We start from the raw sequence: 13,789 nt of genomic DNA on the forward strand, positions 1-13,789 counted from the left end.
GGTGGGTCAGCCGGGGTGGTCGAGATAGGAGTCGAGTCCGCCGCTGCGTCGCACGTCGAGGGTGGCGCAGTGGAAGGAGCCACCGAAACTGTTGAAGTTGCGGAAGCTGCACGGGATGGGGGTGAAGCCCCACTCCTTCATCGCGGAGATCATCGGCTCGTCGTCGCGTTCGACCACGACGCGGTTCTCGTCCAGCATCAGGACGTTCATGTTGATCCACTTGCTGGTCAGGTAGAGCGGGTGACTGTCGGGAATCACCGGCCGGGGGGCGCGCATCACGTCCCAGCCCTTGAAGATCGCGGGTACCTTCGACACCCGCTCGGGGTGCACGAGCAGCTTCCCGGGAGCCAGCGGGGCCAGCGTGGCGTCGATGTGCATGGGGTGCGTGTCGTCGAACTCGAGGACGTGGATCCGGTATCGATCACCGAGATGGCGGCGCAGCCAGTCGATACCGAACTCGTTCGTGACGTTGCTCTTCTGCGCGACGATGTCGCGCCCGAGCCGCAGGAAGTCGGCCGCGTCGAAGGTCGGCTCGAACTCGGTCACGATCAGCCGGGTCGGCATCCCCTCGGCCGGCTCGGTCCAGGTCAAGTCGTATTGTGCGTCGGTGAGTTCGGGCTTGGGTCCGGCGCTCCACCGGGCGCCGGTCCGGAAGTACTCCTTCAGGAGCGGCCGGTAGGCGAGGGTCTCGTAGTACCGGGAGCGCCAGGCCATCGGGCACTCGATGACGTCCTCGCCCACCACCAGGAGGCAGTCCCGCGGCATGGCCGCGTACAGACCGGTGCTGGTCCAGTCGCGCGTGGCGTAGGGCGTGCGCTGCGCGACCGGCTCGGGGCGTCGGACCGTTACCCCCTCGGCTTCGAGGATGTGCACGAACTCGTCGAGTTCCTTGCGGGCCGCGGCGATCAGCTCCGCGGGAAACGGTTGCCCGCCGCGGCGGCGGAAGGTCTCGTGCTGGTGCGCCGGAATGACCGGTTCCAGTGACGCGTGCCACGGGGGAAACGTGGCGTCGTCAACTATCCCGACAATCACTTCTTCGAGTGGATCCCACTCGGTATATGACGAGACGGAAGAATTTCCTGATAAGTGTATGTCTGCTGACGAATCGGACAACGTGAACTCCAGTCATTCTGCCGTATTCCGGTCCGACGGTCGCGCCAAGCCCTATCCAGGGAGGCCGCAAGACAGGCGGGGTGACATGAATTCAAGCCGCCGTCCCGGCGTGCCGAGTGGTCGGCGGCCCTGGTCGTCCAGGTGGGTCATGGTGAACCTGCCGTCGGTGCGGTCGCCCTGTCAACACGACGCCGATGTGACGCACGTCACTTGCGTTACCTGATCGTGATCATGGATATTAAATGTCGCCTGTCGTAAATTTTTGTTTCTCACCATTTTGCGTGAGAGGGGTGGATGTGACGCCGGGGGACAGCGAAAGAGCGATAACCCACATATACAATTCTGCGGTGGCGGCTTCGGCCATCGGTGCCGCCTGGGAACTCGGTATGTTTGACGAGTTACACACGCAGGGAATGCTCGACGTGCAGAGTTTCGCGGCCGAACGGGGACTCGACACCGTTTCCGTTCTCGGCCTCTTTCGGGCACTGTCGGCGGTCGAGATCGTCGAGCGCGAAGAGTTCAAGATATTACCGGGCGTCCACTTCTCCGAGGCATACCGAAACAAATCGTTCTTTCACTGGCTCACCAGGGGGAGTGCCGATCTGTTCCGGCGGGCGCCCGAGGTCGTACGTACCGAGAACCGGGTGGGAAATTTCTGCCCGCGCGACAGCGCCGCCATCGCCTTCGCGTGCCGGGAGATCAGCGAGTTCTGCTACGACCCCTGGTTCTGGCAGACGGTGCAGGGCTTGGACTTCGACTTTCACGTCGTCGCCGACCTGGGCTGCGGCAGCGGCGAGCGGCTCATGCAACTCCTCGGCCGCCATCCGGGTACCCGGGCCGTGGGCATCGACATCGCCCAGCCGGCCGTCCGGATGGCAACCGCCGCGGCGGCCGCGGCCGGCCTTGCCGACCGGATGACGTTCGTGCAGGCCGACGTGCTGACGATGGCCCCGGTTCCGGCGTTCGAAGAGGTCGAACTCCTGACCTGTTTCATGATGGGGCACGACTTCTGGCCCCGGCAACGGTGCATCGAAAACCTTCGGCGGCTGCGCACCCTGTTCCCGCGGGCGCGCAGATTCCTGCTGGGTGACGCCACCCGCAGCGAGGGAGTCGCCGACCGTGACCTGCCGATCTTCGCGCTGGGATTCGAGGTCGCGCACGACATGATGGGCACCTTCATTCCGACCGTGCGCGACTGGGAATCCGTTTTCGAGGAAGGCGGTTGGCGGCTCAGGAGCAAACATTCGATCGACGTCGCCGTCGGCGAGGTCATCTTCGAACTCGAAAGGCTCTGAGCCACGCGGGATGTCGGAACCGGGCCGACGCAGGCCGCCGGCCACCTGAGAGGATTCGTATGCCCGATCTCGAATCGGTGCCCGTTCTGCACCACATCGCGGTGCAGACGGACAACCTCGACAACTCGATTTCATGGTACGAGGACTTCTTCGGCGGCCGGCTGACCTGGGCGACGGACATATTCTCGGACCTGACCGTATCCCGCCTGCCCGGCGTCGTGCGGATGGCCGAACTGGCCGTCGGAGCCGCGCACTTCCATCTCTTCGAACGCGGCACTCCCGCCGAGCGCCGGGCCGCGCCGGACGCACCTCGTTTCCAACACGTGTGCCTGGGCGTCGAAACGCCCGCCGAACTGCGTACCTGGCGCAGCCGTTGGTTGGAACTCTCCGGTTCGCACCGCTACGCGTTCGTCGACCCGGAGCAACCCACCGAGATCGTGACCGACGCGCAGGGCACCCAAAGTTTCTACTGCCTCGACGTGAACGGCCTGGAATTCGAGTTCACCTGCATCGGGGGAGCAGTGGGGGAGAACGCATGAGGCGCCCGTCGGCCGTCGCCGCACTCTCCCTGCCCGGCACCCACGGCTGGGACTTCGGCGACTACCCCTACGGCCTGGAACCGCTGACGATGCCGGCGCCGAACAGCGCCGCGCCCGACGGCGGCAGTCGCGACGAAGCCGACCTCGACGACGCGTGCCTGGGCTTTCTGGCCCGGGCCAAGGAGGGCTTCGGGATCACCCCACCCGTCGACGACAGCCGCCTGGGGCAACTGTTCTGGTTTCGCTGGATCATCGGCCATCACGTCTCCTTCGTGATCTGGCGCCTGCTGGCGGGCGAACTGTCGCGACTGTCCTCGAACCCGAAGGACCGCGAGGCCGCCTCGGTCGCCGTGACGGAATACGTGCGGGCGTACTGCGGGATGCTGCTGTACACGGGCTCGTGCAACAGCGCCATCTACAACGCGGACATCCGACCGAGCATGCATCGGCTGCACAGCACCTTCAGCGGTACCTGGGCGCCGGACTACCCGCCGGTACGAAGCCTGTTCCGAGGCCGGAAACTGCCACCCGTGGTCGACTCCGAGCGGGAACGGCTGTTCCGACAGGTCGAGTTGAGCCACCGCATCCACCTGGGGGTCGCGGCCAAGCTGGTGGAAGGCGGCAGGTCGCTGCTCCAGCAGTCCGTCGCGCAACGCGACGCCAACCAGCCCCGCATGTGGGAGGGGATCTTCGACTGCTACTTCCTGACCCTGCGGGCGCCGACCACGCGGCAGGAGATCCTGGCGCAATTGTTGCGGCGCAACAAGGCCATCGTGATGGACCTCGCCACGAACGGCCTGTACCCGGGGTCGCCCGAGAGCCGAGACGAGACACCGGCGGAGATGCGACACCCCGACATCGTGGAGTGCGAGGAGGATCTGATCCCCTCGCTCTTTCGCGTCGCCGGTGTGGCCGCCGGCTTCTCCGCGGCCCGGGTGGCCAAGGAGATGACCGCCTCGTGAGCACCATGCGGCACGGGGTGATCCTGCTGCCCGAGCAGCGCTGGCTACACGCGCGGCGACTGTGGACGCACGCCGAGGAACTCGGCTTCGACCACGCGTGGACCTACGACCACCTGATGTGGCGATGGTTCCGCGAAAAGCCCTGGTTCGGCGCCGTCCCCACGCTGGCGGCCGCGGCCGAGGCCACCTCTCGGATCGGACTCGGGACGATGGTCGCCGGCGCTTCCTACCGGCACCCGGTGACCTTCGCCAAGGAATTGATGACCCTCGACGACATCTCGGACGGCCGGCTGATCTGCGGACTCGGCGCCGGCGCCGGAGGCCACGACGACCGGGTGCTGGGCCACACACCCCCGTCCCCGGCCGAACGCCACGACCGTTTCGCGGAGTTCGTCGAAATGACCGACCTGCTGCTGCGCCGACGGGTGACCGACCACCGGGGTGCCTGGTTCGAAGCCCACGGCGCCTTCATGGTGCCGGGCTGCGTCCAGCGCCCGCGCCTGCCCCTGGCCATCGCCGCGACCGGCCCCCGAGGCATCCGGCTGGCGGCTCGCCACGCCGACATCTGGGTGACGGCCGGCGACCCCGGCTGGGGTGAACCAAGCGGCTACGCACCGGCGATCGCGAACCTTCGCGCACAGGCGCAAGTCCTCGACGCGGCGTGCGCGGACATCGGCCGCGACCCCTCGACGGTGCGCCGCCTGGTCGTCACCGGCGCGATGATCACCGGCGTGATCGATTCGGTGGACGCCTACGAGGACGCCTGCGGGCTGTTCGCGGACATCGGCTTCACCGACCTGGTCGTGCATTGGCCCCGAGCCGACTTCCCCTACCAGGGCAGCCCCGAGGTCGTGGAGCGGATCGCCGGCAAGCTCTTCACGTCGACGGACACACGATGATCGGCTACGAGCTCGTCAACATGTTCACCGACCGTCCCTTCACGGGCAGCGCCCTGGCCGTGGTCCCCGACGCGATGGGACTCTCGTCCGCCGTGATGCAGTGCGTCGCGGCGGAACTCGGCGCCGCGGAAACCGCCTTCGTCCTCCCCGCGACCTCACCCCACGCGTCGTACCGGGTACGCGTCTTCGGTCCGGACGCCGAATCACCGCACGGCGCGCATTCCGGCGTGGGGACCGCCGCCACGCTGGCTCGGTTGGGCCGCGTTCCCACCGGCCGGCTGGTGCAGGAATGTGGCACCGGACGCCAGGTGCTCGCGGCGCGGGCCGACCGCGCCACCCTGCACGCGACGGGGCCGGTGCGCGGCGAGCCGCTGGATCGGCAACCACTGCTCGACGCGGTGGGGCTGACCGAGGCGGACCTCGCCGATGCGGACGGCGACGGCGGGCCGCGACGGGCGGGCTTCGGCGGGGGCTTCGCGGTGCTCCCGGTCCGCGCCGGCGCGATCGCCCGGGCCCGACCCGACTACGCGCACATGCGCGACATCGCGCTGCCGGCTCTGTGCCTGTTCACCTGGGACCCGGCCGATCGCCTCGCCCGGGCCCGGTTGTTCGCCCCCGGCTTCGGCATCCCCGAGGATCCCGCGTGCGGACCGGTGGCCATGGCCCTGGGCGGGTGGCTGATCGTCGCCGGGCGACTGCCCGCCACGAACGGCGAGCACGGATACACGGTCCGCCAGGGAGCCGAGGCGGGCCGCCCCGCACTGCTCGAGTGCACGGTGACGGTCGAGAACGGCCTCGTGGTGCGAGGCAGCGTGACCGGCCGGGTGACACCGGTCGCCTGCGGACACCTCGCGGGCCCCGTCGAATCCCCTTGACCGACCCCTCGGAAGGACGTCTCGTGCTGCATCGTCCGGAACTGCACGGCACCGCGTGCGCGGTCTCCTCCACGCACTGGCTCGCTTCGGCGGCGGGCATGGCGATGTTCGACCGCGGCGGGAACGCGTTCGACGCCGCCACCGCCGCGGCCCTGGTCATCCAGGTGGTGGAGCCGCACCTCAACGGCCCCGGCGGAGACGTCCCGATCATGGTCTACGACGCGGCGACCGGATCCACCCAGGTCGTCTGCGGACAGGGTCCGATGCCGCGGCAGGCTACGCCCGAGGCGTTTCGCCGGCGCGGGCTGGCGGTGATACCCGGCTCCGGACTGCTGGCGGCCACCGTGCCCGGGGCCTTCGGCGCCTGGATGCGCCTGCTGCGCGACTTCGGCCGGCTGACGGTACAGGACGTGCTGGAGCCCGCGATCGGCTACGCCGAGGACGGATATCCGCTGCTGCCCAAAACCGCCGCGATGATCGAGGTGATGGCGCCGCTCTTCCGCGACGAGTGGACCGAGTCCGGCCGTACCTATCTGCACCACGGCGCGGCTCCCGCGCCCGGCGCCCGGATGCGCAATCCGGCGCTGGCCCGGACGTATCGCCGCATCCTCGCCGAGGCCACGGCGGGCGGACGAACGCGCGAGGCACAGGCGGACGCCGCGATCTCGGCCTTCTACGAGGGATTCGTCGCCGAGGCCGTCGACCGGTTCATGGCGACCGAGGAGCCGATCGACTCCACCGGCCGGCACAACGGCGGCTTGCTCACCGGTGACGACCTGGCCGGCTGGCGGGTACCCGTCGAGGCCACCGTGGCCCTCGACTACCGCGGTCACAGCGTGCACAAGGCGGGTCCCTGGTCCCAAGGCCCGGTCTTCCTCCAGCAACTGGCCCTGCTGGAGGGCTTCGACATCAACGCGATGGGCTTCGGGAGCGCGGACCACGTGCACACCGTGATCGAGTCCGCCAAGTTGGCCTTCGCGGACCGGGAGGCGTGGTACGGCGACCCGGAGCACGCCGACGTGCCGCTGGCCGGCCTCCTCGACCCCGTCTACGCGGCGGCCCGCCGGACCCTGATCGGATCCGAGGCGTCCGATGTCCTGCGCCCCGGCTCCCCCGACGGTCGGAAACCGTGGATTCCCCCGGTACTGGACGTGTCCGCCTCCTCCGGCGACCCCGACTGGCTGCGGCAGTTGGCCGACGGCATCCCGACCGTCCTGCAGCGGACGGCGGCGAAGGGCGACACGTGCTGCGTGAGTGCGACCGATCGCGACGGCAACATGGTGGTCGCCACCCCCAGTGGTGGGTGGCTCAAGAGCTCCCCGGTGGTCCCCGGTCTCGGATTTCCGCTGGGCACCCGAGGCCAGATGGCCTGGTTGGACGAGGGGCACAACAACTCCGTCGCTCCCGGCAAACGGCCCCGTACGACGCTCAGTCCGACCTTGGCGCTCCGGGACGGCGCGCCCTACCTGGCCTTCGGTACGCCCGGGGGCGACCAACAGGACCAGTGGACCCTGAACTTCTTCGTCAACCACGTCGACTTCGGCATGAGCCCCCAGCAGGCGGTGGAAGCGGCGACCTTCCACACCGATCACGTACCGAGCTCGTTCACGCCCCGTCGGGCGCGGCCGCTGGCCGCGGTCGTGGAGCAGGACGGGTTCGATCCGGCCGTCCTGACCGAGCTTCGCCGGCGCGGCCACGAGGTGCAGGCGGTCGCGCCGATGACCCTGGGCAAGGTGTGTGCCACGGGCCCCGACTCGCACGGCGGCGTGCTGGCGGCGGCGAGTCCGCGTGGGCAACAGGCGTACGCGGTCGTTCGGTGACCGCGGACGGGACGGGCGCGGTGGGAGTCGCGCCCGGCCTTGTGGAAAGTGGTGCCCGGTCAGCGGGGGAGCGTCGGATCGTCGACCGGATCCGGATCCGGATCGGCTGCGCCGTCGAGTCCGGCGGGTCGGCTTCGAACCGCCTCGAGACTCGCCAACCTGGGGACCACGACGAGGGACGCGAGCAGGACGACACCGCCGAGAATGGCGGGGGTGCGCACGGAGAACGCGGAACCGAGCCAGCCGCTGAGCCCGGCGCCGACCAAGATCCCCAGACGGCTCAGCAACAGGTAGCAGCTGTTGACCCGACCGAGAAGCCGACGCGGTACGACCCGTTGCCTGAGGGAGACCACCTGCACGTTCCAGGTCACCACACCGAAACTGGCCAAGGCGTACAGGACGGCCGCCAAGGCCACGGAGGAGCCGACCCCCAGACCCAGCAGTGAGGCTCCCATCAGGAAGAAGGACAGGCCGATTCTGGCCGTCAGGCCGAGGCGGTTGCGCAGCCGGCCCGAGGTGACGCCGGCCAACGCTCCGCCGACGGCACCCGAGGCCAGCACCATGCCGTACGCCACGGGCGACGCCCCCAGGGTCTTCGTCAACAGCAGCACCAGCATGGTGACCGCCAGATAGAAGGCCATCGACGCCACCGCGGCCACGATGGCCAGCAGCCGGATCCCGCGGTGCGTCCAGGTCCAGCGAACGCCCTCGCGGATGTCCGCAGCCGCCGGGCGACGAGGTGAGGGCGTGCTCGCGCTCGACCGACCCAACGCGGCCACCAGCGCGGCGGCCAGGACGAAGGAGACGCCGTCCACGGCGAACGGGTACCCCGCGCCGACGACGAACAGGGCGGAGCCCAGCAGCGGGCCGACGAAGTGTCCGCCGACGATGAGACCGCCCTCCAGACGACCGTTGGCGGCCTCGAGTTGCTCGGGCCGCACCACATCCGGCAGGGCGGACGTGGACGCGTTGACGAAGACCGTCTCGCCGCATCCGAGCACGAAGGCCAGCAGGACCGGCACCACCAACGGCGGGCTCGCGACCAGCACCCACGCGGCGAAGCCCAGGACCACCACGGCCCGCACCAGGTCGACCTGCCACATCAGGCGCCGCCGGTCGAACCGGTCGGCCAGGACACCCCCCACCAAGGACATCACCAGCCAGGGCAGCGTTCCGGCCACCGTCACCAACGCCACGGCGCTCGGTGACGACGACACCGCGGCGGCCAACAAGGGCAGGGCCGCGTCCCGCATGCCGTCACCCACGGCGGAGACCGACGAGGCCGACCACAGCAGCGTGAACTTCCTGCCCAGCCTCGACGCCGGAAGCCCCTGCGATGCCGCCGATTTCGCCGTAGTCACCGCCCCAGTCTGGCAGCCGGCCGGCCCCGATGAACGGGAGACGAGAGGGATGGCGCCCGGCAGGCACCAATACGTCGACGGCGCGCTCGACCCGTTTGCCCGATTCGTGGTGAGCACCCGGATCCGGGTGAGGACGTTGCCGGCGTCGGTAGCCGTCGAGCAGTCCGCGGGTACCGAACTCCGCGACGACCCGCTCCGGCCCGGCCGACGATCACGACCCGCAACGGCCACCAGCCTCACCCGGACCCGAGCGCCGGCACCGATGCATGATCGGCCCCGGCGCGAGTAGCCGCACTCTCCAGGTGGCTCAGGGCCTCTGTGACGTGTCCGGGACCGCCTCAGCCCGCATGGTTCGCCGGCGAACTCGCTCCTCTGCACCCCCCATCGAGGACCTGACGAACGACGAAGTGCGGATCCCTTTGATGCAGTTCCGAGCGAACCCGTGGGGACGGGACAACAAGGACCTGTTGTCGATGTACCAGGGCGCTTCTCCCGACAACGAGTGCCCCCTGGCCGTCGACACGACCACCCCTACCGGTGGTTTGTTGACAGCGGGTCAGGGTCGCGGTACGCCGATAGGAGGGAACTTCGCCTGAGCCTCGGGGGGTTGCGATGACCGAGCGTGTGTTCTGTCCGCCCGCACCGGGGCCGCTGGAGGCCTATGCCGCGCGGTTCGACGACCTGTTCTCGACGTTGGCACAGCGACGTGGGTTCCGCGAGTACCTGGCCGGGCTGTTGCTGCCGAGAGACCGCAACAAGACGCTGACCTGCCTGGCAGGTACGGAACCCGTGGCCGGTGCACGGCATCCCGCGGTGCAGCGGCTCCGGTTCTTCCCGTCGGAGTCGACCTGGGACCACGAGCGGATCAACGCCCGCCGCGTGGAGCTTTTGCTCGCGGATCCGGCGACCGCACCGCACGCGGGCGGGGTGTTGGTGATCGACGATTCCGGCGACCGCAAGGACGGCTCGGCGACCGCGCACGTCGGCAAGCAGTACCTGGGATAGGTCGGGAAGATCGACCGCGGCGTCGTCACGGTGATCACGTGTTGGGCGGACGAGCGCCTCTACTACCCGCTGCACGCGGTTCCCTACTGAGGTTGCCCCTGGATCATGGACACCGGTTTTCATGCCGCGAGTGTCACGGTATCGGTCTTGTGTGTTTCTTGTGCCCCGAAGGTGTTGGGGCTGAGGTGGCCGAGGCCGCGTACGGGGCCCTCATCCCGATCTGGTCGGCGCACGCACGGCGGCCTGGTGGCCAGGTCGGCACGGTCGCCTTCGTGGGTGTTCGCCGATTCGATCGGTTCCGGGGGCGTGATCGCGGTGTGGGGTGGACGATGGTCGGATGACGGGGTGGGCGAAGGCCTGGTGGGCTCCGGTCGGCGTCGGCGTCGGCGTCGGGGTGGCGGTCGGGTTGGTGGTGTGGGTGTCTGCGGCGGACCTGGAGCGGTTGGATCAGGTCGCCGGTGCGGTCGGTGCGGTGGTCGGGCTCGCCGCTCTGGGCGTCGCGCTGTGGCAGCTGCGGACGGCGAACCCGCCCCCCGCCCCGGAAGGTGTGCGCGCAGAGGGTGGGTCGGTCGCGGCCCGCGGGAACGTCGGGAACACCCGGGCCCACGACACCGCGCCAAACACGTCCGCCGCCCCGGGCGCTGCGGCGGGCGCTTGGGGGATTCACGCGAGGGGCGGGTCGATCGCGGCCGGCGGCGACGTCGACGGCTCGAGCGCGCACCGCGGCCCGTGAACGATCGACACCCCTGGTGGCGACGCGCTCCGAAACCATCCACCCCGAAGGCGTCCGCCCCGGCTTCGTCCCCGCCCGCACCGGGCCGGGAGGTGTCCGCCGGGCAGGGGTCGATCGCGGCCGGGCGGGACGTGGTGGGCTCGGTGGCGGTGTTCGCCGAGCGGGCGCTGCCCCCGCAGGCGTACGCCCCGATCCCGGCCGACGCGCCCCGCCCGGGCGTCGGCAACATCCCCCGCACAGGACTGTTCGTCGGCCGCGACCACGAACTGGCCGCGCTGGACGAGGCGTTCGCCGCTCCCGGCGAGGTGGTGGTGCACGCGATCCACGGCCTGGGCGGCGTCGGCAAGTCGGCGCTGGCGGCCCGCTGGGCCGCGCGACGCCCGGAACGCGTGCGATGGTGGATCGTCGCCGACACCACCAGCTCCGCCGACGGGGCCGCCGCCGTCGATGCGGGCCTGGCCGCCCTGGCCCGCACCCTGCACCCCGGACTCGCGGAACTACCCACCCCCGCACAGGTCGCGCGGGCAATCCGATGGCTCGCCGAGCACGACGGATGGCTGCTGGTCCTGGACAACGTCGAGGACCCCGCCCACGTCCGCCCCCTGCTCGACCGGATCCCCGGAGGACGGGTACTGATCACCACCCGCCGCGCCACCGACTGGCACCGCGACGCCACCACCCTGCGCCTGGACACCCTGCAACCGTCCGAGTCGCTGGACCTGTTCACCCGGATCCTCACCCACGACACACCCCGAGACACCCGGGGCGCGGAAGCGGTGTGCGCGGAACTGGGGCATCTCGCACTGGCGGTGGAACAGGCCGCCGCGTTCTGCGCGCGGACCGGCACCACACCCACCGCCTACCCGGACATGCTCGCCCGCCGGCCGGGAACGGTACTGGCCACCGCCGAGCGAGGCACGCCGGAACGCGCGGTGGCCCGGGTATGGCGCCTGACCCTGGACCACCTCGCCGACACCCCCCTGGCCGGGGACATCCTGCGGATCCTGGCCTGGTACGCCCCCGACGCCATCCCCCGCGACCTCCTCGACCCCCTGGCCACACCACCCGAAGTGGCCACCGCGATCGGCGAACTCGTCGCGTACAGCATGCTCACCGACAACCGGGACACCACCCTGTCCGTCCACCGCCTCGTCCAACACCTCGCCCGCACCCCGGACCCGGCCGACCCCCACCGCCTGCCCGAACACATCGACCACGCCCGCGACCGCGCCACCACCCTCCTCGCCGCCGCCTTCCCCACCGACGTACGACACCCCGACACCTGGGCCCGATGCCACACCCTGCTCCCCCACGCCGACGCCCTCACCGGCCACCACACACCCGACCACGACACCCCCCACACCGCCCATGTCCTCACCCGCGCCGCCGCCTACCGCTGGGAACACGGCGCACTCGCCCTCGCCGTCCCCGCCCTCGAACGCGCCCACACCACCCATGAGGGGATACTCGGCGACGACCACCCCGACACCCTGACCGTCCGCAACAACCTCGCGGGCGCGTACGAGTCGGCGGGTGATCTGGCGCGGGCGGTCCCGTTGTACGAACGCACCCTGGCCGATTGCGAGCGGGTGCTGGGCGGCGACCACCCCGACACCCTGACCGCCCGCAGCAACCTTGCGTACGTGTACGAGTCGGCGGGTGATCTGGGGCGGGCGATCGAGCTGTATGAACGCGCGCTGGCCGACCGCGAGCGGGTGCTGGGCGGCGACCACCCCGACACCCTGACCGTCCGCAGCAACCTTGCGTACGTGTACGAGTCGGCGGGTGATCTGGCGCGGGCGGTCCCGATGTTCGAACGCGCCCTGGCCGACTGCGAACGGGTGTTGAGCCCGGGGCACCCGCTTACTGCGAGGGTACGGACGCATCTGGAACGGGTGCGGTCCGCGTAGCCGGCGTGGGTGGGTGCGCGGCAAGGTGGGGTGGTCGCCGAGGCGGGACGACGCAGTCCGGAGGCGGAGGAGGCCCGCAAGGCGGAGAACGAGCGGATTTACGCCCTGCGGAGCGAGCGTGCTGCGAAGGCGAGGACGGAGCCGGCCACCGACGCGCAGGTGAAGTACCTGACCACGCTTGCGGAGAAGGTGGGCAAGGAATAATTCGACGCGGAGTTCGCCAAGGTGATCAAGGGCAGCGACATCCTCTTACGCGCTCCCCGGCGGCGTTGCGCGACGGTCGCGAAACGGCTGACCAAGGCGAGGGCCCGCACGGATGAATCACGCCCTCACCACGGCCGCACCCTCCCCGGCAACCGGCTACGCGCCCGGTACGACGCCTTCCACGCCGCCCGGGCCCGCACCGATCTGGTCACCCGCCTGTACGCGCGGGCGATGGGGGAGGACCACCCGACCGACGTCGCCGCCTCCGGCTCGTGCGACATGCCCCTGCTCGGGCCGACGGCCGCGCGCCTGCGGATGCGCCCGGGCCGGCTCCTGATGGACGCCGGCTGCGGCACCGGTGGCATCGCCCTGTGGCTCGCCCGCGCCCTCGCCCTGCGCCTGGACGGCTTCGACTGTTCACCGGTCGCCGTGGCCCGGGCCGGCACACGTCGCCACGTCTTCCTCGGCGCCCGCGCCGGCCGGGCCGTCTTCCGCGTCGCGGAACCGGAGGACACCGGCTGCCCGACGTCGTTGCCGACGGCATCGTGCGTGTGGACGTCCTCGGCCGCGCCGCCGGCCCGGACGCGATGCTGCGCGAGTTCACCTGCGTCCTGATCCCCGGCGGGTGTCCCGGAACGCTCGCATATCCGCCATGGGGGCGGTTCTTTCCCTGCACGACCGCACACGGCACACGGTTTTCGTGGGTCGCGCTTCTGGCTATGACCGTCGCAAGCGGCCCCACCCGGACGGCCCGAGTGGGCCCCGGATGGTTGCCGCTTCAGGGACGGTCTGAAATGGTGCCACCGTTTGACCTGGGTGAAGACCGCCGGGTGGGGCCGATTCGGACCGTCATCGAACACTTGTGGGCGCCAAGTCGAGACGTCCGGGTGGGGCCAGTGCCGGCCGTCATAGCCACGCTTCCTCGGGCACGTTTCCCGGGTCACGCTTCCTCGGTCGCACCCGAGTGTTCCCTCGAACACGCCCGAGGAGGGCCCTCCAGGTCTTGCCCGAAGCCTCCGCTCGATCCCCGTGACCCCGGGCACCCGTTCGGATGTGTGCAGTAGCCGGGTCCG

Annotated in this window: 13 protein-coding genes; 11 read left to right on the top strand and 2 right to left on the bottom strand. The window is 70.3% G+C overall.

Annotated elements, in window-relative coordinates; all coding sequences use genetic code 11:
* Window positions 1-6: 6 nt before the first annotated feature.
* A complete protein-coding gene (locus ACFXMF_RS09975; protein ID WP_360324059.1) occupies window positions 7-1,032 on the bottom strand; it encodes an amidinotransferase in 1,026 nt (341 codons plus the stop codon).
* Between the two features lie 428 nt (window positions 1,033-1,460).
* Here ACFXMF_RS09975 and ACFXMF_RS09980 point away from each other — a divergent pair, with 428 nt between their 5' ends.
* The 6 genes from ACFXMF_RS09980 to ACFXMF_RS10005 are packed head-to-tail and all read left to right on the top strand — an operon-like array spanning window position 1,461 to window position 7,503.
* On the top strand, window positions 1,461-2,408 hold the full coding sequence (locus ACFXMF_RS09980; RefSeq protein WP_379988564.1) for a class I SAM-dependent methyltransferase: 948 nt from the start codon (window positions 1,461-1,463) through the stop codon (window positions 2,406-2,408).
* Window positions 2,409-2,467: 59 nt separating this feature from the next.
* Window positions 2,468-2,947, top strand: coding sequence for a VOC family protein (locus tag ACFXMF_RS09985; protein ID WP_360324063.1), 480 nt, complete (start codon window positions 2,468-2,470; stop codon window positions 2,945-2,947).
* On the top strand, window positions 2,944-3,909 hold the full coding sequence (locus ACFXMF_RS09990; RefSeq protein WP_379988565.1) for a hypothetical protein: 966 nt from the start codon (window positions 2,944-2,946) through the stop codon (window positions 3,907-3,909). Before ACFXMF_RS09985 ends, ACFXMF_RS09990 begins: the two co-directional genes overlap by 4 nt.
* A gap of 5 nt (window positions 3,910-3,914) precedes the next feature.
* Window positions 3,915-4,808: an LLM class flavin-dependent oxidoreductase gene (locus tag ACFXMF_RS09995; RefSeq protein ID WP_379988578.1), complete on the top strand. Its 894-nt coding sequence runs from the start codon at window positions 3,915-3,917 to the stop codon at window positions 4,806-4,808.
* Entirely contained in the window at window positions 4,805-5,683 is an 879-nt protein-coding gene (locus tag ACFXMF_RS10000) for a PhzF family phenazine biosynthesis protein (RefSeq protein WP_379988566.1), read from the top strand. Before ACFXMF_RS09995 ends, ACFXMF_RS10000 begins: the two co-directional genes overlap by 4 nt.
* Window positions 5,684-5,706: 23 nt before the next feature.
* A complete protein-coding gene (locus ACFXMF_RS10005) occupies window positions 5,707-7,503 on the top strand; it encodes a gamma-glutamyltransferase family protein (RefSeq protein ID WP_379988567.1) in 1,797 nt (598 codons plus the stop codon).
* 59 nt (window positions 7,504-7,562) lie between these two features.
* Here the strand turns inward: ACFXMF_RS10005 and ACFXMF_RS10010 are convergent, their stop codons facing one another.
* Window positions 7,563-8,864: an MFS transporter gene (locus ACFXMF_RS10010; RefSeq protein ID WP_379988568.1), complete on the bottom strand. Its 1,302-nt coding sequence runs from the start codon at window positions 8,862-8,864 to the stop codon at window positions 7,563-7,565.
* Between the two features lie 612 nt (window positions 8,865-9,476).
* Here ACFXMF_RS10010 and ACFXMF_RS10015 point away from each other — a divergent pair.
* From ACFXMF_RS10015 to ACFXMF_RS10035, 5 genes are all read left to right on the top strand, one after another.
* On the top strand, window positions 9,477-9,869 hold the full coding sequence (locus ACFXMF_RS10015; protein ID WP_379988569.1) for a transposase: 393 nt from the start codon (window positions 9,477-9,479) through the stop codon (window positions 9,867-9,869).
* Between the two features lie 337 nt (window positions 9,870-10,206).
* Entirely contained in the window at window positions 10,207-10,602 is a 396-nt protein-coding gene (locus ACFXMF_RS10020; protein WP_379988570.1) for a hypothetical protein, read from the top strand.
* A gap of 92 nt (window positions 10,603-10,694) precedes the next feature.
* A complete protein-coding gene (locus ACFXMF_RS10025; protein WP_379988571.1) occupies window positions 10,695-12,512 on the top strand; it encodes a tetratricopeptide repeat protein in 1,818 nt (605 codons plus the stop codon).
* 9 nt (window positions 12,513-12,521) lie between these two features.
* Window positions 12,522-12,716, top strand: coding sequence for a hypothetical protein (locus tag ACFXMF_RS10030; RefSeq protein WP_360323761.1), 195 nt, complete (start codon window positions 12,522-12,524; stop codon window positions 12,714-12,716).
* 21 nt (window positions 12,717-12,737) lie between these two features.
* A complete protein-coding gene (locus ACFXMF_RS10035) occupies window positions 12,738-13,331 on the top strand; it encodes a hypothetical protein (RefSeq protein ID WP_379988572.1) in 594 nt (197 codons plus the stop codon).
* Window positions 13,332-13,789 lie beyond the last annotated feature (458 nt).

This window comes from Embleya sp. NPDC059213, assembly GCF_042754445.1.
Lineage (GTDB): Bacteria > Actinomycetota > Actinomycetes > Streptomycetales > Streptomycetaceae > Embleya.

Excerpts from the sequence above, each read along its gene's own strand:
- ACFXMF_RS09985 (WP_360324063.1), top strand. The coding sequence starts at position 2,468 with ATGCCCGATCTCGAATCGGTGCCCGTTCTGCACCACATCGCGGTGCAG.
- ACFXMF_RS09990 (WP_379988565.1), top strand. The coding sequence starts at position 2,944 with ATGAGGCGCCCGTCGGCCGTCGCCGCACTCTCCCTGCCCGGCACCCAC.
- ACFXMF_RS09995 (WP_379988578.1), top strand. The coding sequence starts at position 3,915 with ATGCGGCACGGGGTGATCCTGCTGCCCGAGCAGCGCTGGCTACACGCG.
- ACFXMF_RS10000 (WP_379988566.1), top strand. The coding sequence starts at position 4,805 with ATGATCGGCTACGAGCTCGTCAACATGTTCACCGACCGTCCCTTCACG.
- ACFXMF_RS10015 (WP_379988569.1), top strand. The coding sequence starts at position 9,477 with ATGACCGAGCGTGTGTTCTGTCCGCCCGCACCGGGGCCGCTGGAGGCC.
- ACFXMF_RS10020 (WP_379988570.1), top strand. The coding sequence starts at position 10,207 with ATGACGGGGTGGGCGAAGGCCTGGTGGGCTCCGGTCGGCGTCGGCGTC.